This window comes from Nocardioides ginkgobilobae, from assembly GCF_054781275.1.
Genome location: NZ_BAAGUS010000001.1, coordinates 66,251 through 84,418, shown reverse-complemented (window position 1 = coordinate 84,418; position 18,168 = coordinate 66,251). Strand labels below are relative to the sequence as shown.

The window sequence follows — 18,168 nt, the reverse complement described above, 5'->3', positions numbered from 1 at the left end:
AAGGATCAAAACTGATTCGGACTACCCCGACGCCCCCCCCCCAACGCCGCCCGGGCCAGCGGCAGCACCCGGTGCGCCACCTGCGTCTCGAGCGCGATGACGGTCGAGGACCGGGTGATGCGGGGGTGCGCGAGGACCCGGTCGATGACCCGCTGCAGGTCGGCGTTGGAGCGGGCGACCACGCGGGCCAGCAGGTCCCCGGCGCCGGTGGTGGTGTGCACCTCGATCACCTCGGGGATGGCGGCGAGGTGGGCGCCGACGACGTCGTGCCCCCGCTCGGCGGGTACGACGTCAGCGACCGACCCCGGACCGCGACCGCCCCCGGCCGGCTCGGCCGACGCCTGGCGGATCTCCAGGGTCAGGAACGCCGTCACGGGGTGACCCAGCGCCTCGGGGGAGAGCTGCGGCCCCCACGAGGTGACGACGCCCCGCGCGGTGAGCCGGTCCAGCCGCGCCTGCACCGTCCCGCGGGCGACGCCCAGCCGGCGCGACGCCTCGAGGACCCCCACGCGCGGCTCGTCGGTGAACAGCTCGATCAACCTGACGTCCAGCTCGTCCATCTCGACCCCTCCCACTGGACAACCTGACCAGTCCTGGCCCCAACTGTTGCACAGTCTGCGTGACCGCCGCCACGATCGCGCCATGACGCTGACCCGTGACGAGCTCAAGGCCGACCTCTCCCTCGAGCAGCTCAAGGAGCTGGTGGGACTGGTGGAGTACGACGCCAGCCGCGACCCCTTCCCGGTGACCGCGATGGACGCGATCGTCTTCGTGGTCGGCAACGCCACCCAGACCGCCGGGTGGTACCAGCTGGCCCTCGGCATGGAGCTCGAGGCCTACCGCGGCCCGGAGACCGGCCACCGCGGGGACAAGACCTACGTCCTGCGCTCGGGCAGCGCGCGCTTCGTCTTCACCGGCGGCGTCACCCCCGACAGCCCCGTCCTCGACCACCACCGTCGCCACGGCGACGGCGTCGTCGACCTTGCCCTCGAGGTGCCCGACGTCGACCGCTGCATCGAGCACGCCCGCGCGATGGGCGCCACGATCCTGGTCGAGCCGCACGACGTCTCCGACGAGCACGGCACCGTGCGCACGGCCGCCATCGCGACGTACGGCGAGACCCGCCACACCCTCGTCGACCGCAGCCGCTACTCCGGCCCCTACCTGCCCGGCTTCGTGGCGCGCTCCTCGACCGCCACCCGGCGCGAGGGTCAGCCGCGGCGGCTCTTCCAGGCCGTCGACCACTGCGTCGGCAACGTCGAGCTCGGCCGGATGGACGAGTGGGTCGCCTTCTACAACAAGGTCATGGGCTTCACGAACATGGCCGAGTTCATCGGCGACGACATCGCCACCGACTACTCCGCCCTCATGAGCAAGGTCGTCGCCAGCGGCAACCACCGCGTGAAGTTCCCGCTCAACGAGCCGGCCGTCGCGCGCAAGAAGTCGCAGATCGACGAGTACCTCGAGTTCTACGACGGCGCCGGCTGCCAGCACATCGCCCTGGCCACCGGCGACATCCTGCGCACCGTCGACGTGCTGCGCGACCACGGCATCGAGTTCCTCGACACCCCCGACTCCTACTACGACGACCCGGCCCTGCGCGCCCGGATCGGCGAGGTGCGGGTGCCGATCGAGGAGCTGAAGGAGCGCGGCATCCTCGTCGACCGCGACGAGGACGGCTACCTGCTCCAGATCTTCACCAAGCCGATGGGCGACCGGCCCACGGTCTTCTTCGAGTTCATCGAGCGCCACGGCTCGCTCGGCTTCGGCAAGGGCAACTTCAAGGCGCTCTTCGAGGCGATCGAGCGCGAGCAGGAGCGCCGCGGCAACCTCTGAGGCGCGTCCGCCGCGGTTCTCCACAGGCCGCGGACCGCCGAGGTGCCAACGGCCCCACGACGGGGAAGGGTGGCGCCCATGACCGCACCCCAGGGCTGGTACCCCGACCCCGCCGGCGGCGCCGGCCTGCGCTGGTACGACGGCGAGCAGTGGACCGGGTACGCCGCACCGCCCGCGTCGGGCGCACCTGCGTTCGGGGGCGCGCCCGCCGTCCCGACCGCTCCCGACGGTCGGCCGCTGGCCGGCTGGGGGTCCCGCCTCGGTGCCTACGTCATCGACTCGCTGGTCGTGGGGGCCGTGGCGACCGTGCTCGGCATCCCCTGGTGGATCCAGGTGGTGCGCGAGTACGCCGCCTTCCTCGACGAGCTGACCTCCGCGGCCGAGACGGGCCGCGCGAGCTCCGTCGACAGCCTCGACCTCTACGCCGACATCGCCGGACCGCTGGTCGTCCTCACGCTGATCACGCTGCTGGTCGGGCTGGTCTACCACGCCGCCCAGCTCCGCCGGCGGAGCTCGACCCTGGGCATGCGCGCGGTCGGCGTCGAGGTCAGCACGTGGGAGCCCCCGAGCGGCCCGCTGTCGTGGCGGGTGGTCCTGGTGCGGTGGGCCACCTTCTACGGCGTCGGCATCCTGTCGGTCGTGCCGTTCCTCGGGTGGCTGGTCAGCCTCTACGTGATCCTCGCGGGGCTGTGGCCGCTGTGGGACGAGCGGCGCCAGGGCCTGCACGACAAGGCAGCCGGCACGGTGGTCGTGCGCAGCCGCGCCTGAGCCGTCTCCTGCAGCCGGGACGTGCAGCCTCCGGGACGTGCAGCCTCCGGGACGTGGACGGCTCCGGGTGGGCAGGATGGCCCGCATGGCGACGTACGTGGCGTTCCTCCGAGCGATCAACCTCGGCGCGAAGCGGAAGTTCCCGAAGGACGCGATCGTCGCGGCCACCGAGGCCGCCGGCTTCGACGACGTCGCGACGCACATCAACACCGGCAACGTCCGGCTGGGCACCGCGATGCGCTCGCGCGCTCGGATCGAGTCGGCGCTGGAGCAGGCCTACCTCGCCGACCGGGGCTTCGAGGTTCCGACGATCGTCTACTCCCAGGCCGAGCTGCGCGAGGTGCACCAGCACGCGCAGGCCCACCGCCACGACGGCCAGCACTACGTGGCGCTGCTGCGCGACGAGCCCAGCGAGCAGGGCCTCGCGCTGCTGCGGGAGCGCGCGCAGCCGGGGGAGCGGTTCGAGGCCGGTGGTCGTGCGGTGCACCTGCTGGTGAGCACCGACGGCGTCCACGGCACCAAGATCACCAACCCCCTGCTCGAGCGCTGCCTGGGCACCACGTCCACCTGGCGCGCCCCGACCGTCGTGGCCGCGCTGGTCGAGAAGTGGTGCTGAGCCGCGGCCGGGCCTGAGCGTCGTCGCTCAGGTGGCAGGCGCCGGAGCCGGTACGCCGACGGCCGCGTCCGCGCGCTGCAGGTACCTCACCGAGGGCGAGAGCAGCGTCAGCAGGGCGACTGCCGCGAGCGACAGGCCCGCGACGAGCATGACCGGCTGCAGCCCGAAGGCCAGCGCCAGCGGGCCGGCCACCAGCTGCCCCAGGGGGATCGCGGCGAAGGAGCCGAGGGCGTCGAAGGAGAAGGCCCGGCTGAGCATGTCGTCGGGGACGTTCTCCTGCATGGCCAGCTGCCAGCCCAGCCCGAAGACCTCGATGCCGGCGCCGGCGACGAAGGCCGCGAGCACCACGAGCAGCACGGAGTCGGTGAGTCCGAGGGCGACCAGCGGGGCGGCGTACAGCACCGTGCCGAGCATGCCCCAGAAGAGCGGCCGCTCCAGGCGCAGGCGCAGCAGGGCGAGCCCGGTCACCAGCAGGCCCAGCGCCTCGGCGGAGAGGATCAGCCCCCAGCCGCGCTCGCCGATGGCGGTGTCCTTGGCCAGCACCGGGCCGAGGGTGAAGAAGCCGCCCTGGTGCACCGCGCAGATGACGGAGAAGGCCAGCACGACCACCCAGAGCCAGGTGGTGGAGCGGAAGTACCCCCAGCCCTCGCGCAGGTCGCGGACCACCGAGCCTCCGGCCGCCCGCACCGGGCGGGGCAGCCGGATCGGCGCGAGCAGCGCGGCGGCGCCGAGGTAGGCCAGGCCGTCGACCGCCAGGGCCCAGCCGGGGCCGACGCCCACGACGATGAGGCTGGAGACCGTCGGGCCGAGCACCGAGAGCCCCGAGCGGACCATCGAGACGAGCACGTTGGCCTGCTGGAGCTGCTCGCGCGGCACCAGCTGCGGCAGCACGCTCGCCAGTGCCGGGAGCGCGGCGGCCGCGGCGACGCCGTTGACCGCGGTCAGCACGACCAGGTGCCAGATCTCGGCGGTGCCGGAGACGACCAGCGCCGCGATCGCCAGCTGGGTCAACCCCGCCACGACGTTGGACGACTGGATCACCAGGGTCCGCCCGAACCGGTCGGCCAGCACGCCGCCGGCCAGCAGGAAGGCCACCATCGGGATGCTGTGCGCGGCCAGCACCACGCCCAGCGCTGTGGGGGAGTCGCTGATCTCGAGCACCGCGAAGGCCAGCGCCACCGGGGCCATGAGGCTGCCGAGCAGGTTGACGACCCGGCTGGAGAAGTAGAGGCGGAAGTTGCGCTCGCGGAGCGGGGCGAGGGCCTCGGAGGTCGTCATGCCGGGTCCTCGTGGTCGGTGGCGGGAGACGGGCCCGGGGTGTGCGGCGCCGACATCTGGAAGGCGATGGCGGTGAACGAGACGTGCACGGTGCCCTCGGTGCGCGGGGGCCGGTTGGCCTCGTGCAGCAGGGCGCTGGCGCGCTCGACCAGCGCCGCGGCCTCCTCCCAGGTCGCCGGGTCGACCCAGCCCTCGAGGTCGCTGCTGCTGCCGCGCGTCCCGGGCTCGCGGGTCAGCGTCCGGCGCTCGAGCTCGGTGCCGAGCGCCCGCACGTAGAGCGCGCGGTGCTCGGGGTCGACCGTCGGGTGCGGAGCGTCGGGCGCGAGCGGGGCCAGGTCGCGCTCGTGGGGGTAGCGGTAGCGCTTGGCGGTGCCGCCGCGGACCTTCTCCTCGCCGTCGACGACGATCTCACCGGCGTCGGCGAGCAGCCTCAGGTGGTAGCTGGCGTTCGCGTGGGTCAGGTCGAGCTCGCGCGCCACCTCGGCCGCGCTCATCGCCGTCCCGGTCAGCAACGAGAGCATCCGCAGCCGCACCGGGTGCGCCACGGCCCGCATCGCGCTGATCTGCTGCTCGCGCGCCTGCGCCGACGGATCGTTCACGATCACCCTCCAAGAGTTCTTGGGGAGTAGTGGACACCCGACAACGGCGTACTGTCAAACGGTTGTTGGGGGGTGGGCCTTCGCGACGCCGGCCGCCTACTCCCCGCGGAACACCGGCTTGCGCCGCTCGGAGAAGGCCCGCATCCCCTCGGCGACGTCGGCGGTGCGCATGAGCACCACCTGGCCGGTCCGCTCCCGCTCGAGCGCGTCCTCGAGCGGGAGGAGGGTGGCGGCGTTGACCGCCTTCTTGGTGGCGGCGAGCGCCAGCGGCGGGCCGCTGGCGAGGCGGCGCACGAGGGTCTCGACGAGCGCGGGAAACTCCTCGTCGCTGGCCAGGTGGGTCACCAACCCGGCGTCGTACGCCTCCTGGGCCGACAGCGGCTCGGCGAGCAGGGCCATCCGCATCGCGCGGGCCCGTCCGATCGCGGCGGCGACGGTGGCGGAGGTGCCGCCGTCGGGCATGAAGCCGATCCGGGCGAAGGCCAGCAGGAACGAGGCGGAGGACGCGGTGACGACGATGTCGGCGGCCAGGGCGATGCCGCAGCCCACACCCGCGGCGATGCCGTTGACCGCGGCCAGCACCGGGCGGTCGCAGGCGACGATCGCTCGGATGATCCGGTTGGTGACGTCCATCGCCCGCACGTCGAACTTCTCGTGCGCGTCCTCCCCGGAGATGTCGGCGCCGGCGTTGAAGGCCATGCCGGTGCCGGTCAGCACCACCACGCGCACGTCGTCGCGCGCCGGGACGCCCTCGAGGATGTCGGCCAGTGCGAGCGCGACCTCGCCGGAGAGCGCGTTGAAGACCTCGGGCCGGTCGAAGGTCAGCCGCAGCACGCCGTCGGCCAGGTCGACGAGCAGGCCGGGCACGGCGGCAGGAGCGGGGGAGGGGGACTCGGTCATGGCCGGACCCTAGTGCCCGCACCCGCCGCCCCACGGCGTACGACGCGGGGCGCGAGCCACCCCCCTGGTGCCCCGCCAGGAAGCCACCGGGTGGTCCGGGGTGTGGAAGCATGGGAGACGTGTCCGCGCCCAGCCCGGTCGAGGTGGAGCCCACCCTCGACCCCGACGTCCTCGACCAGGTCGTGGTCCGGCCCGCGACGCCCTGGGTGACGATCGTGTGGAACGACCCGGTCAACCTGATGTCCTACGTCACCTACGTCTTCCAGCACCACTTCGGCTACTCCAAGAAGAAGGCCGAGAAGCTCATGATGGAGGTCCACGAGGAAGGCCGCTCGGTGGTCTCGACGGGCTCGCGCGAGGAGATGGAGCGCGACGTCCAGGCCATGCACGAGTACGGCCTGTGGGCCACCATGCAGCGCGAGGACCAGCCGTGAGCCGGACCGCGGGTCAGGGCGCGGGGGTGCGCGGATGAGCGCCTTCCAGCGCCACCGCCGCAGCGGCCACGTGATCGCCACCTTCACCGGGTTCGAGGCCGACCTGCTGCGCTCGCTGGCCTCCCAGCTCGTCGAGCTGCTGCACAGCGAGGCCGCGGTGCCGGAGGACCGCGACCCGTTCGAGGCGCTGATGGACTTCACGGGCCCCACGACCGAGCCCGAGGACCCGGTGCTGGCCCGGCTCTTCCCCACCGCCTACCCCGACGACGAGGAGGCGGCCGGGGAGTTCCGCCGGTTCACCGAGGGAGCCCTGCGCGACGGCAAGGCGCGCGCGGCCGCGACCATCATCGACACCTTGGAGGAGGCGGGGCTGCCGGACGAGCTCCGCGAGGACGGGTTGACCATCGACGTGGAGATGGACGCCGACACCGCGCACGCCTGGATGCGCTCCTTCACCGACATCCGCCTGGCCCTGGCCACCCGCCTCGGCGTGGAGGACGGCGACGAGGACTACTGGTACGCCCTGCCCGAGGACGACCCCCGCGCCCAGGCGCACGACATCTACGACTGGGTGGGCTACCTGCAGGAGACCCTGGTCGGCGCGCTCAGCCGCTGACGCGTCCCGGCGCGGGCCCGGACCGTCCCGGTTCCCGGGCGGATGAGGGTCCGACCGAGAGGTCGGCCTAGGCTGGACGACGTGCTGACCATCGACCAGGCGACGTACGACGCGATCGTCGCGCACGCCAAGCGGGACCACCCCGACGAGGCCTGCGGGATCGTGGCAGGCCCGGAGGGAAGCGACCGTCCCGAGCGTCACGTGGAGATGGTCAACGCCGCCGGCAGCCCGACGTTCTACGAGTTCGACTCCACCGAGCTGCTCGCGCTCTACAAGCAGATGTGGGACCGCGACGAGGAGCCGGTGGTGATCTACCACTCGCACACCGCGACCGAGGCCTACCCCAGTCGCACCGACATCGGGCTGGCCAGTGAGCCCGGCGCCCACTACGTCCTGGTCTCCACCCGGGAGTGGGCCGAGGCGGGCGGCGGGAATAACGACGCGCCCGTTCCGTTCAGGTCCTACAGGATCGTCGACGGCGAGGTGACCGAGGAAGAGGTCACCGTCGTCCCCTCGCTCGGCTGACCACCCCGGCCCCGACGCACGATCCGCACGTCCCCCAGAAGAGGAGCACCATGTCCATCGAGGTCCGCATCCCGACCATCCTCCGCACCTACACCGGTGGTGAGAAGGCCGTGACCGGCGACGGTGGCAGCCTGGCCGCCCTGATCGAGGACCTCGAGGCCAAGCACCCCGGTCTCAAGGACCGCCTGGTGGAGGAGAAGAACGGCGCCGACGACCTGCGCCGCTTCGTCAACATCTACATCAACGACGAGGACGTCCGGTTCATGGGCGGCCTCGAGGCCCCGCTCTCCGACGGCGACCAGGTCGTCGTCCTGCCGGCCGTGGCCGGCGGCGCGGTCTGATCCTCGGGTCCACGTGCGCTACGACAACCTGCTGGCCTCGGTCGGCGGCACGCCCCTCGTGGGGCTGCCGCGGCTCTCGCCGAGCCCGGACGTGCGCCTGTGGGCCAAGCTCGAGGACCGCAACCCCACCGGCTCGGTCAAGGACCGCCCGGCGCTGCGGATGATCGAGGAGGCCGAGAAGGACGGCACCCTGCGACCCGGGTGCACCATCCTCGAGCCGACCTCGGGCAACACCGGCATCTCGCTGGCGATGGCGGCCAAGCTCAAGGGCTACCGCATCGTGTGCGTGATGCCGGAGAACACCTCCGAGGAGCGCCGCCAGCTGCTGCGCATGTGGGGCGCCGAGATCGTCTCCAGCCCGGCCGCCGGCGGCTCCAACGAGGCCGTGCGGGTCGCCAAGCGGATCTCCGAGGAGCATCCCGACTGGGTGATGCTCTACCAGTACGGCAACCCCGCCAACGCCCTCGCGCACGAGGAGGGCACCGGCCCCGAGCTGCTGGCCGACCTCCCCTCGATCACGCACTTCGTCGCCGGCCTGGGCACCACCGGCACCCTCATGGGCGTCAGCCGCTTCTTCCGCCGCGCCAAGCCCGACGTGCGCATCGTCGCCGCCGAGCCGCGCTACGGCGAGCTGGTCTACGGCCTGCGCAACCTCGACGAGGGCTTCGTCCCCGAGCTGTACGACGCCTCGCTCATCGACACCCGGTTCTCGGTCGGTCCGCGCGACGCCGTGCGGCGGGTGCGCGAGCTGCTGGAGCTCGAGGGGATCTTCGCGGGTGTGTCGACCGGGGCGATCCTGCACGCCGCGCTCGGCCAGGCGGCGAAGGCCGTCAAGGCGGGTGGATCAGCTGACATAGCCTTCATCGTGTGCGACGGCGGATGGAAGTACCTCAGCACCGGGGCGTACGAAGGCACCATCGACGAGGCCGAGGACCGGCTCGAGGGGCAGCTCTGGGCCTGACGCTCTGCGTCAGCGTGGCCGCGACTGCCCTCGCGGGGCTCGTGCTGCTGCCCGTCGCCGCCCCCGCGCGGGAGGAGCCGACCGAGGTCACGAACGTCGTGGCGCCCGTGGTCACCGGCGAGGCGACGTACGCCGAGGTGCTCAGCGCCACCGACGGCGAGTGGGCCACCGCCGAGCCGGAGGAGCCGCTGACCTTCACCTACCGCTGGCTGCGCGACGGCGAACCCGTGCGCGGGGAGCGCGAGGCGACCTACGAGCTCGACCTCGACGACCTGCGCAGCCGGCTCCAGGTGGAGGTGACCGCCACCGACGGCGACGGCGACAGCGCCGTGGCGCTCTCCGAGCCGACCGAGCCGGTCGCCCGCGCGGAGATGGTGCTGCGCGGCGAGCCGAAGGTCCGCGGCACCCAGCGCTTCACGCACACCCTCACCGCCACCCCCGGCCGCTGGCGGGCCGACCCGACGAAGGTCCGCTACCGCTGGCTGCGCGACGGCGATCCGATCGCGGGCGCCCGCGAGGCGACCTACCGCATCCAGCCCGGCGACGTCGGCCACCGCCTCCGCGTCGAGGTCACCGCCACCGCGCCCGGCCACGAGCGGGCGACCGCGAGGTCGGTGCGCACCGACCCGGTGCGGCACCGCGTCGACGTGCAGCGCAGCGTGACCTACAGCGTGGTCACCCGGGGCCGGGTCACGGCCAGCGTCCGGGAGTTCGCGCGGCTGGCCCAGGAGACCTACGACGATCCGCGCGGCTGGCGCGGAGGCGGGGTGTCCTTCCGCCGGGTGGCCAGCGGTGGCTCCTTCACCCTGGTGCTGGCCGAGGCCAGCACCGTGCCGTCGTACTCCCCGGTCTGCTCGGCGACCTGGTCGTGCCGGGTGGGGCGCTACGTCATCATCAACCAGACCCGCTGGCGGAACGCCTCGCCGGCGTGGAACGCCGGCGGGCGGTCCCTGCGCGACTACCGCCACATGGTGGTCAACCACGAGACCGGTCACTGGCTCGGCCTCGGGCACCCCTCGTGCCCGGGACCCGGCAAGCCGGCGCCGGTGATGATGCAGCAGTCCAAGGGCACCTCCGGCTGCCGGTTCAACCCGTTCCCGCTGCTGTCGGAGCAGGGCCGGGTCTGACCATGGGGTGAGACGGCTCCTCACCGGGCAGTAACCGCCGTCACACCGACGCGTTGTGCCTGCGTGCGTCCCTCGCGTCCCCTCACCGCGTCCCTGCTCACCTTCGCCGTCGTGGGCTCCCTGCTCCTGCCGGGTGCCGGTTCGTCCACGGCCGCGCCCCCGGTGCTCCCGGCGGCCGCTGCGGCCGCCGCCCCGCGCGCCGGGGCCGACGAGCTCCCGCAGGGCGGTCGGTCGCAGGACCGCTACGCCGCCGACATCACCTGGACCGAGCACGGCATCCCGCACATCACCGCCGACGACTTCGGCGACCTCGGCTACGGCAGCGGGTACGCCGCTGCGGAGATGTCGGTCTGCACCCTGCTCGACACCCTGCTGACCGGGCGCGGCGAGCGGTCGCGCTGGCTCGGCCCGGACGCGGTCTACGACGACCAGGTGACGCTGCGCGCCACCAACCTGCAGGTCGACACGGTGGTCACCGACCTGCGCGACCGCAAGGTCGTCGAGCAGCTCCTGGCCGACCCCGTGCGCGGACCCGGCCGCGAGGCGCGGCAGATGGTGCAGGGCTACGTCGCCGGCATCAACCGCTGGGTCCGCGAGAACGAGATCACCGACCCCGCCTGCCGCGACGCCCGCTACATCGACGACGACGCGACCCCCCTCGACGTCTGGTACGGCGTCTATATGGCCAACCTGCTGGCCTCGACCGGCGTCTTCGTGGCCGGCATCGCCGACGCGGCGCCGCCGAGCCCCACCGACCCGGGCCTGCCCGAGCTGCCGGTCCGGGCCGCCGACGTCGACCGCGAGGCGCTGCTCGCCGGTCTGGGCCGCGACCCCGAGCGCCCGTTCGGCTCCAACGCCACCGCGGTCGGCGCGGAGGCCACCAGCACCCGCAGCGGGATGATCCTCGGCAACCCGCACTTCCCGTGGCGCGGTCGCTACCACTTCACCCAGCAGCACCTGACCATCCCGGGGGCGTACGACGTCGCCGGTGCCTCGCTGGTCGGCTCGCCCGTGGTCAACATCGGCTTCAACGACCGCGTCGCCTGGTCGCACACCGTGTCCACGGCCTACCGGTTCACCCCGTACGAGTACCTCACGCCGGTGGCGCTCAGCCCCACGACGTACCTCACCGACGCTGGGCCGGCCGAGCTGGAGCGCCGCGAGGTCGAGGTCGTCGTGCGCCGTGAGGACGGCACTCTCGAGACGGTGACCGAGGACGTCTACCGCACGCCCGAGGGCTATGTCATCGACGCCCCCGACCTGCTGATGCCCTGGGGCGTGGGGAGCTTCTGGGCGATCCGCGACGCCAACGGCGAGCACCTGCGCACCATCGACACCTTCCTGGAGATGGGCAAGGCCCGCGACGTCGAGGACCTCCTGCGCCGCCAGGACCGCGCCGGCGGCATGCCGTGGGTCAACACCACCGCCGCCGACCGCAACGGCAACGTGCTCTACGCCGACCACTCGGTGGTCCCGCACGTCACCGACGAGATGGCCGCGACCTGCATGACCGTCGTCGGCCGGGTCCTCGACCAGGTCGCGGGGCTCCCCGGCCTCGACGGCACCCGCGCCGGCAGCTCGTGCGCGTGGGGCACCGACGAGGACGCCGCCCGCCCGGGCATCTTCGGCCCGGCCAACCTCCCCGACGTGGTCAACCGCAGCTGGGTCCACAACGCCAACGACTCCTACTGGACCCCGTCCTACGACGACCGGCTCGAGGGCTTCGACGGGATCATTGGCTGCGAGCAGTGCGCCCGCACGATGCGCACCCGGGTGGTCGCGGCGTACGTCGCGGACCGGCTCGCCTCGGGGAAGAAGGAGACGCCGCGCAGCCTGGCGGGCCACCAGCACGAGAACCGCGTCATGGCCGCCGAGGTCATGCGTGCCGACGGCGCGCTGGACGCGGTGTGCGAGGCGACCGGCGAGACCGAGGCCTGCGCTGCGCTGGCCGCCTGGGACGGCCGCTCGGACCGCACCTCGCGGGGCGTGCACCTCTTCGAGGCCTTCGTCGCCAACCTGCCCTCGGCCCTGCCGGTCGTCGGGGTGGACCCCGTGTGGACGACGCCGTTCGACCCGGCCGACCCCTTCGGCACACCCCGTGGTCTCAACGTCGACAACCCGCAGGTCGTCCAGGCCATGCAGGCCGCCATCGATCAGGTCCGCGAGGCCGGTGTCGCCTTCGACGCCCGCTGGGGCGACCTGCAGGTGGCCGGCGACCGCGGCGCCCCGCCGATCGGGCTGGGCGGCGGTGCGGCCGACAGCGTCGGCAACGCCAACGCCCTGGCCTCCTACCGGCCGGAGGAGAACGACGAGCGCTACAAGCCGATCACCTACGGCTCCTCGCACATCCAGGCGATCGCGTTCCGCCGCAACGGCCCGCCGATCGCACGCACGATCCTGACCTACAGCCAGTCCGAGGACCCGACCTCACGGTTCTCCTCCGACCAGACGCGGCTGTTCGGTGCGGAGGAGTGGGTGCGCTTCGCCTGGACCGACCGCCAGATCCGCCGCGACCGGATCGCCGTGACCCGTCTCCGCTGACCCGCTTCCGCCGAGCCGGCGCATCCTTCCGGGAGGACGTCCCGGCTCGGCGGGGCGGAGCGGTCGGACCGGCGCATGTGTCCGGAAGGACGCGCCGGCTCGGCCACACCGGGCAGGGTCAGGCGTCGGGAGAGCCGCCGATGCGGGCAGCCGCCTCGCGCTGGAGGTCGGGCTCGCCGCCGGCGAGCACCAGGTCGTCGAGGATCCGTGACGCGTGGGCGAGGGTCTCCTCCACGTAGGCCTTGGCCCGGCGCAGGTCGCCGAGCTCGGCGGCGTACAACGCGGCCGTGAGGCCTTGGACGACGTTGTCGTTGAGCTCCCCGGCCTGGCGGCGGGCCTGCTCGGCGCCGGCGAGGCGCACCGCGACCTGCTCGTGGCGCTGCTCGGCGCGCACCCGCTCGGTGATGTCGATGCAGGTGCCGCGGAAGCGGACCGGGTTGCCGTGCTCGTCGGTGACGACCTGCCCGTTGGAGGCGAGGTGGCGGACCTCGCCGTCGGGACGCACGATCCGCTCGACCATCTCGTAGGGCTCACCGGTGGCGTACGCGTGCTGGTGGACCGCCCGGACCTTGTCCCTGTCCTCGGGGTGCACGTGCTGCATGAAGACCTCGTACGACGCCTGGATGGCCCCCGGCTCGTAGCCGTAGATGCGGAACAGCTGGTCGGACCAGGTGTTGGTGTCGGTCTCGATGTGCCAGTCGTAGTCACCCATGACGGCCAGCCGCTGGGCGTTGTCCACGCGGGCGCGCAGGTCCGCGAGCTCGGAGGTGACCTGCGCGAGCCGCTGCTCCAGCTCGCCGGCGTCCGCCTGCGGTGCCTGCTGCGTGGTTCCCTCGCCGGTTTTCATGGGTCCCACTGTGCTCCTCGCCCTGCCGGGCCGCAGCCGATCAAGGGCCGGGAACGGTAAAGACTGGGTCACGACCGACCCGGGGACGCGGTCACGCGGGAGGCGGCTCCAGGCCCAGCTCCTGTGCCGTGCCGATGGTGGAGCCGGGGACCGGCCCGAGGCCGAGCAGGTCGAGGGCGAGGTTGGCGACGTCGGCGTTGCGCACGGGCTGTCGCTCCGCGGCGTACCCGGGCCTCCGCCTGCCCGGGTCGCGGTAGTCCTCGTTCAGCTCGTAGAGGTCGGTGCCGGTCGCGACACCGTCGCCCCAGGCCACGAAGGGGATCCGATAGTCCTCGGGGCGCGCGGGGTCGGTGTGGCCGAGGCCCGAGCCGCCGTGGTCGGCGGTGAGCACGAGGGTCAGGTGCTCGCGCAGGACCGGGCGGCTGGCGACGGTGTCGAGCACCTCGCCCAGCCACCCGTCCACGGCGCGTACGGCGTCGGCGTACTCCTGCGACCCCCAGCCGTGCGCGTGCCCCGCGACGTCGGGCGCTGCGAGGTGCAGGAAGGTCACGGTCCGCGCCTCGCGGCGCAGGTCGCGCCGCGCCAGCGCGACCAGTCGCGCGCCGTCCACGCGCAGGGTGTAGCGGTCCAGCCCCTCGGGCCAGGAGCGCTGGAAGAGCGAGAACTTCGACTTGCCCGTGAACAGGGCGGTGCTGCCGCCGGCGGCGTGCACGCGGCTGAACAGCGACCCCACGGGCTCGCCTGCCGCCTCCTGGACCGTGGTGCCGGGCTCGTCGGTGTTCCAGGTGACGCCGTGCCCGCCGAGCCCGGCGTCGATCCGTCGGCCCGTGAGCATGCTCGTGTGGTTGGGCAGGGTCTCGGTCTGCTCGACCACGGTGCGGGCCTCCAACGTGCTCGCGCCCTCCTCGCGCAGCCGCGTGAGGACGGGCAGGTCCTCGGGCCCGAGCTCGCGCAGCACCGAGGAGCGCAGGCCGTCGACGCTCACGACCAGCACCCGGCGCTCGGTGTCGAGCTGCTCGACCGCACGCGCTGCTCCTGCGTCGGCGCTCGGAGCGGAGGCGGTCGCGGAGGCGGTGGCGGCACCGGAGGCGGACTCGGTCGCGGCGGCCCGGCCGGGCGGAGCGCCGGCGCTGCACGCCGCCGGGACGACCAGCACCAGGGCGGGGACCGTGAGGAGGGCGGCGCGCGCCCGGGAGCGCACGCGGCGCGTGGCACGCAGCACGTCCGGACCGTACCTCCGCCTGCCGGGTCTAGGGTGGTGTTCCGTGACGCCCCCGCAGACGAAGGACGCCCCGCTCGGCATCTTCGACTCCGGCTTCGGAGGCCTGACCGTCGCCCGATCGGTGATCGACCAGCTGCCCCACGAGTCGGTCGTCTACGTCGGCGACACGGCTCGCCAGCCCTACGGCCCCAAGCCGATCGGGGAGGTGCGCGAGTACGCCCTGGAGTGCCTGGACCACCTGGTCGAGGAGGGCGTGAAGGCGCTGGTCATCGCGTGCAACTCCGCCTCCGCCGCGATGCTGCGCGATGCGCGCGAGCGCTACGACGTGCCGGTGGTCGAGGTGATCTTCCCGGCGACCCGCCGAGCCGTGCAGGCCACCCGCAACGGTCGGATCGGGGTGATCTGCACGCGCGCGACCGCGGAGTCGATGGCCTACGACGACGCCTTCGCCGCGGCTCCGCACCTGGCGCTGCATACCCAGGTGTGCCCGCGGTTCGTGGAGTTCGTCGAGGCCGGGGTGACCGGTGGTCCCGAGCTGCTCGAGGTCGCCCACGAGTACCTCGACCCGCTGGTCGAGGCCGGGGTGGACACCCTCGTGCTCGGCTGCACGCACTACCCGCTGCTGACCGGTGTCATCTCCTACGTGATGGGCGACTCGGTCACGCTGGTGTCCTCCGCCGAGGAGTGCGCCAAGGACGTCTACAGGATGCTCACGTCGACCGGTCTCATGCGGGAGTCCGGCGAGGCGTCGTACCGCTTCCTCACGACCGGGGCGCCGGGGGAGTTCGAGGCCATCGGGCGGCGCTTCCTGGGCCCGGAGATGGTCGCGGCCGGGCAGTTCGCCGGCGGACTGGTGGCGGGAGGTCGGCCATGAGCATGCGGCTCACCGTCGTCGGCTGCAGTGGCTCCTACCCCGGGCCGGAGTCGCCCGCCTCCTGCTACCTCGTGCAGGCCCAGCACGAGGGGCGCACGTGGAGCATCCTGCTCGACCTCGGCAACGGGGCGCTCGGTGCGCTGCACCGCTACGTCGACCCGCTGGCCGTCGACGCGGTCTTCCTCTCCCACCTGCACGCCGACCACTGCATCGACATGACCAGCTACTACGTGCTGCGCAAGTACCACCCCGACGGCGAGCAGGCGCCGCTGCCGGTCTGGGGCCCGCGCCGCACGTCCCGGCGCCTGGCCCGCGCCTACGACCTGCCCAAGAAGCCGGGGATGCGGGAGGAGTTCGTGTTCCACCGCCACCGCCCCGACGCGCCGCCGGTCCAACTCGGTCCGTTCAGCGTGCAGCCGGTCGCGGTCGAGCACCCCGTGGAGGCGTACGGCTTCCGGATCGCCGTCGGTGACCGGGTGCTGGCCTACAGCGGCGACACCGGCCCCTGCGCGGGGCTGGACCGGATCGCCGAGGGGGCCGACCTCCTCCTGGTCGAGGCCTCCTTCCTGGGCTCCGCCGACAACCCGCCCTCGCTCCACCTCACCGGGGCCGAGGCGGCCGAGGCCGCCGCCCGGGGTGGGGCCGCCCGGGTCCTGCTCACCCACGTCCCGCCCTGGCACGACCCCGAGGTCGTCCTTGCCGAGGCACGCACGGCGTACGACGGCCCGATGGAGCTCGCCGTGGCCGGCTCTGTCCACGAGGTCTGACCTCGGTCGGACCGGGCGGTCGGCCGGCGACCAGGCTCCCGGACCCTAGACGAGCCCGGCGTCGTGGACGCAGATGGCGACCTGCACACGGTTGGTCGCGCCGAGCTTCTCGAAGACCCGCGACACGTGCGCCTTCACCGTGGGGATCGACAGGTGCAGCGAGCGGGCGACCTCTGCGTTGGACAGCCCGCGCCCGACCGCCAGCGCGACCTCCTGCTCGCGATCGGTGAGCTCGGCCAGCCTGGCCCGCGCCGCCGCCTGCCGGTCGTCCGGGTCCTGACGGCGGAGCCGGTCGATGAGGGTGCGGGTGGCCGCGGCCGAGAGCATCGGGTCGCCGGCGGCGACGGCGCGGACCGCAGCCACGATCTCCGCGGGTGGGGTGTCCTTGAGCAGGAACCCGTCGGCCCCGGCCGCGAGGGCGCCCAACACGTGCTCGTCGGCGTCGAAGGTCGTGAGCACCACGACCCGGGGCGGGTCGGGGCGCGCGTGCAGCTCGCGGGTCGCCTCCAGCCCGTTGAGCACCGGCATCCGCACGTCCATCAGCACGACGTCGGGCTGCAGCGAGAGCGCCATCTCCACGCCCTGGCGTCCGTCCGCCGCCTCGCCGACGACGTCCAGGTCGGCGGCGCCCCCGAGCATGAGGGTCAGGGCCGAGCGGACCAGTGGGTCGTCGTCGACGACCAGCACGCGGGTGGTCACGACGCCCACGGCAGCCAGCCGCGCACCACGAAGGACCCGTCGGTCCGCTCGTGCTCGAGACGCCCGCCGCCGAGCTCGGTGCGCTCGGTGAGCCCGACCAGGCCCAGGCCCGCGCCGGGCGTGGGTGCGGAGCCGAAGCCGACGGGGTTGCGCAGCTCCACGCTCAGTCCCTCCTCGGGCGAGCCGGACAGGCTGACGGTGAGCAGCGCCCCCGGCGCGTGCCGCCCGGCGTTGGTGAGTCCCTCCTGCACGATCCGGTAGACCGTGCGTCCGACGAGGTCCGGCGGGGTGCGGTCGGGGCCCAGTGCGTCGACCAGCTCGACCCGCTGCCCGGCCGCCCGGGCCCCCTCGACCAGGTCCGCCACGTCGGCGTACGTCGGCTGAGGCGCGTCGAGCACCGCCCCGTCGGCGTCGCGCAGCACCCCGAGGACGGCGCGGAGCTCGCGCAGCGCCTCGTGCGCCTGCTGCTGGATGACGGCGGTGCCAGCGCGCATCTGGTCCAGGTCGAGGTCGGAGCGGTAGCCCAGGGCCCCGGCCTGCATGGAGATCTGGGAGATCCGGTGGCCCAGGACGTCGTGCATCTCGCGGGCGATGCGTGCCCGCTCGTTGGTGCGCGACTGGGTGACGCGCAGCTCCTGCTCGGCCTCGGCCCGCTCGGCGCGCTGGCGCAGCGTCCACACCAGCTCGCGGCGCGAGCCCAGGAACAGCCCCCACCCGATCATGGCGACGATCGCCACGATGTTCGCGACCAGCAGGACCCACAGCGAGTCCTCGGTGGTGGGGAGGGTGAGCCAGGTCCAGAGCTGGGCCGTGGCGAGGTTGAGCAGCCCCAGCGGCACCACCTCCCGCCACCGGCGTCGGGTGGCGAGCGAGACCAGCGCCAGGACCGCGGGACCGGCGGCGAGGCCGGACCCGGCGGCGACGAGGGCTACCACCACGGCGACCGCCACCGGCGCCCGACGCCGCAGGTGGACCACGACGTAGGCGACCAGGCCCAGCGCCACGTCGGCGAGGGTCCACCACGGGGAGACCGACCACTGCCAGGACGCCACGGGCACCCAGACGACCGCTGACAGCCCCACCATGACGACCAGGCGCCACAGGTGGCCCGCGCGGGTCACGTGCGGGTGCACGTCCTCGCACACGGGGTGCGGGTCGGTGGCGGTCACGGGGCTAGACGATAGGCGGCCCGGGGCGTGCGAGGCAGTGTCCCGGGG

The 18,168-nt window shown here is 73.4% G+C and carries 20 protein-coding genes; 12 read left to right on the top strand and 8 right to left on the bottom strand.

The window, feature by feature from the left end; genetic code table 11:
• Positions 1–5: 5 nt before the first annotated feature.
• Positions 6–560, bottom strand: a complete 555-nt coding sequence (locus tag ACYVID_RS00465) for an Lrp/AsnC family transcriptional regulator (protein WP_460733364.1) — start codon at positions 558–560, stop codon at positions 6–8.
• 82 nt (positions 561–642) lie between these two features.
• Here ACYVID_RS00465 and hppD point away from each other — a divergent pair, with 82 nt between their 5' ends.
• The 3 genes from hppD (at position 643) to ACYVID_RS00450 (ending at position 3,220) form a co-directional block, all read left to right on the top strand.
• The gene (hppD, locus tag ACYVID_RS00460) at positions 643–1,836 is read left to right on the top strand and encodes a 4-hydroxyphenylpyruvate dioxygenase (protein WP_460733362.1); all 1,194 of its coding nucleotides are present in this window, start codon (positions 643–645) and stop codon (positions 1,834–1,836) included.
• Positions 1,837–1,914: 78 nt separating this feature from the next.
• A complete protein-coding gene (locus ACYVID_RS00455; RefSeq protein WP_460733360.1) occupies positions 1,915–2,604 on the top strand; it encodes an RDD family protein in 690 nt (229 codons plus the stop codon).
• Positions 2,605–2,689: 85 nt separating this feature from the next.
• The gene (locus tag ACYVID_RS00450) at positions 2,690–3,220 is read left to right on the top strand and encodes a DUF1697 domain-containing protein (protein WP_460733358.1); all 531 of its coding nucleotides are present in this window, start codon (positions 2,690–2,692) and stop codon (positions 3,218–3,220) included.
• A 27-nt stretch (positions 3,221–3,247) separates the two neighbouring features.
• Here the strand turns inward: ACYVID_RS00450 and ACYVID_RS00445 are convergent, their stop codons facing one another.
• From ACYVID_RS00445 to ACYVID_RS00435, 3 genes are all read right to left on the bottom strand, one after another.
• Entirely contained in the window at positions 3,248–4,498 is a 1,251-nt protein-coding gene (locus ACYVID_RS00445; RefSeq protein ID WP_460733356.1) for an MFS transporter, read from the bottom strand.
• The gene (locus ACYVID_RS00440; protein WP_460733354.1) at positions 4,495–5,097 is read right to left on the bottom strand and encodes an ArsR/SmtB family transcription factor; all 603 of its coding nucleotides are present in this window, start codon (positions 5,095–5,097) and stop codon (positions 4,495–4,497) included. Before ACYVID_RS00440 ends, ACYVID_RS00445 begins: the two co-directional genes overlap by 4 nt.
• Before the next feature lie 96 nt (positions 5,098–5,193).
• Positions 5,194–5,997, bottom strand: a complete 804-nt coding sequence (locus tag ACYVID_RS00435; protein ID WP_460733352.1) for an enoyl-CoA hydratase — start codon at positions 5,995–5,997, stop codon at positions 5,194–5,196.
• A gap of 110 nt (positions 5,998–6,107) precedes the next feature.
• On the opposite strand from ACYVID_RS00435, the gene clpS reads away from it, so the two are divergent.
• From clpS to ACYVID_RS00400, 7 genes are all read left to right on the top strand, one after another.
• Positions 6,108–6,431, top strand: a complete 324-nt coding sequence (clpS, locus tag ACYVID_RS00430; RefSeq protein WP_460733350.1) for an ATP-dependent Clp protease adapter ClpS — start codon at positions 6,108–6,110, stop codon at positions 6,429–6,431.
• A gap of 34 nt (positions 6,432–6,465) precedes the next feature.
• Positions 6,466–7,047 carry a DUF2017 domain-containing protein gene (locus tag ACYVID_RS00425; protein ID WP_460733348.1) on the top strand — a complete coding sequence of 194 codons (582 nt, stop codon included), beginning with the start codon at positions 6,466–6,468 and terminating at the stop codon, positions 7,045–7,047.
• 81 nt (positions 7,048–7,128) lie between these two features.
• A complete protein-coding gene (locus ACYVID_RS00420) occupies positions 7,129–7,572 on the top strand; it encodes a M67 family metallopeptidase (RefSeq protein WP_460733346.1) in 444 nt (147 codons plus the stop codon).
• Between the two features lie 50 nt (positions 7,573–7,622).
• The gene (locus ACYVID_RS00415) at positions 7,623–7,913 is read left to right on the top strand and encodes a MoaD/ThiS family protein (protein WP_460733344.1); all 291 of its coding nucleotides are present in this window, start codon (positions 7,623–7,625) and stop codon (positions 7,911–7,913) included.
• A 13-nt stretch (positions 7,914–7,926) separates the two neighbouring features.
• Positions 7,927–8,874, top strand: a complete 948-nt coding sequence (locus ACYVID_RS00410; protein WP_460733342.1) for a PLP-dependent cysteine synthase family protein — start codon at positions 7,927–7,929, stop codon at positions 8,872–8,874.
• A gap of 14 nt (positions 8,875–8,888) precedes the next feature.
• Positions 8,889–10,001 (top strand): DUF3152 domain-containing protein, encoded by a 1,113-nt coding sequence (locus ACYVID_RS00405; RefSeq protein ID WP_460733340.1) that lies wholly within the window; start codon positions 8,889–8,891, stop codon positions 9,999–10,001.
• Positions 10,002–10,064: 63 nt separating this feature from the next.
• Positions 10,065–12,542, top strand: a complete 2,478-nt coding sequence (locus ACYVID_RS00400) for a penicillin acylase family protein (RefSeq protein ID WP_460733338.1) — start codon at positions 10,065–10,067, stop codon at positions 12,540–12,542.
• A gap of 118 nt (positions 12,543–12,660) precedes the next feature.
• Here ACYVID_RS00400 and ACYVID_RS00395 read toward each other — a convergent pair whose 3' ends face one another.
• On the bottom strand, positions 12,661–13,389 hold the full coding sequence (locus ACYVID_RS00395) for a PAS domain-containing protein (protein ID WP_460733336.1): 729 nt from the start codon (positions 13,387–13,389) through the stop codon (positions 12,661–12,663).
• Between the two features lie 91 nt (positions 13,390–13,480).
• A complete protein-coding gene (locus ACYVID_RS00390) occupies positions 13,481–14,611 on the bottom strand; it encodes an alkaline phosphatase family protein (protein ID WP_460733334.1) in 1,131 nt (376 codons plus the stop codon).
• 43 nt (positions 14,612–14,654) lie between these two features.
• On the opposite strand from ACYVID_RS00390, the gene murI reads away from it, so the two are divergent.
• Both murI and ACYVID_RS00380 read left to right on the top strand, forming a co-directional pair.
• On the top strand, positions 14,655–15,485 hold the full coding sequence (gene murI / locus ACYVID_RS00385; RefSeq protein WP_460733332.1) for a glutamate racemase: 831 nt from the start codon (positions 14,655–14,657) through the stop codon (positions 15,483–15,485).
• The gene (locus tag ACYVID_RS00380; RefSeq protein WP_460733330.1) at positions 15,482–16,252 is read left to right on the top strand and encodes an MBL fold metallo-hydrolase; all 771 of its coding nucleotides are present in this window, start codon (positions 15,482–15,484) and stop codon (positions 16,250–16,252) included. Before murI ends, ACYVID_RS00380 begins: the two co-directional genes overlap by 4 nt.
• Positions 16,253–16,297: 45 nt before the next feature.
• Here the strand turns inward: ACYVID_RS00380 and ACYVID_RS00375 are convergent, their stop codons facing one another.
• The gene (locus ACYVID_RS00375; RefSeq protein WP_460733328.1) at positions 16,298–16,951 is read right to left on the bottom strand and encodes a response regulator; all 654 of its coding nucleotides are present in this window, start codon (positions 16,949–16,951) and stop codon (positions 16,298–16,300) included.
• On the bottom strand, positions 16,948–18,120 hold the full coding sequence (locus ACYVID_RS00370) for a sensor histidine kinase (RefSeq protein ID WP_460733326.1): 1,173 nt from the start codon (positions 18,118–18,120) through the stop codon (positions 16,948–16,950). The genes ACYVID_RS00375 and ACYVID_RS00370 overlap by 4 nt, the downstream gene beginning before the upstream one ends.
• Between the last annotated feature and the right edge of the window lie 48 nt (positions 18,121–18,168).

Excerpts from the sequence above, each read along its gene's own strand:
- clpS (WP_460733350.1), top strand. The coding sequence starts at position 6,108 with ATGGGAGACGTGTCCGCGCCCAGCCCGGTCGAGGTGGAGCCCACCCTC.
- ACYVID_RS00435 (WP_460733352.1), bottom strand. The coding sequence starts at position 5,997 with ATGACCGAGTCCCCCTCCCCCGCTCCTGCCGCCGTGCCCGGCCTGCTC.
- ACYVID_RS00415 (WP_460733344.1), top strand. The coding sequence starts at position 7,623 with ATGTCCATCGAGGTCCGCATCCCGACCATCCTCCGCACCTACACCGGT.
- ACYVID_RS00395 (WP_460733336.1), bottom strand. The coding sequence starts at position 13,389 with ATGAAAACCGGCGAGGGAACCACGCAGCAGGCACCGCAGGCGGACGCC.
- ACYVID_RS00455 (WP_460733360.1), top strand. The coding sequence starts at position 1,915 with ATGACCGCACCCCAGGGCTGGTACCCCGACCCCGCCGGCGGCGCCGGC.
- ACYVID_RS00380 (WP_460733330.1), top strand. The coding sequence starts at position 15,482 with ATGAGCATGCGGCTCACCGTCGTCGGCTGCAGTGGCTCCTACCCCGGG.
- ACYVID_RS00425 (WP_460733348.1), top strand. The coding sequence starts at position 6,466 with ATGAGCGCCTTCCAGCGCCACCGCCGCAGCGGCCACGTGATCGCCACC.
- ACYVID_RS00445 (WP_460733356.1), bottom strand. The coding sequence starts at position 4,498 with ATGACGACCTCCGAGGCCCTCGCCCCGCTCCGCGAGCGCAACTTCCGC.
- hppD (WP_460733362.1), top strand. The coding sequence starts at position 643 with ATGACGCTGACCCGTGACGAGCTCAAGGCCGACCTCTCCCTCGAGCAG.
- ACYVID_RS00465 (WP_460733364.1), bottom strand. The coding sequence starts at position 560 with ATGGACGAGCTGGACGTCAGGTTGATCGAGCTGTTCACCGACGAGCCG.
- ACYVID_RS00450 (WP_460733358.1), top strand. The coding sequence starts at position 2,690 with ATGGCGACGTACGTGGCGTTCCTCCGAGCGATCAACCTCGGCGCGAAG.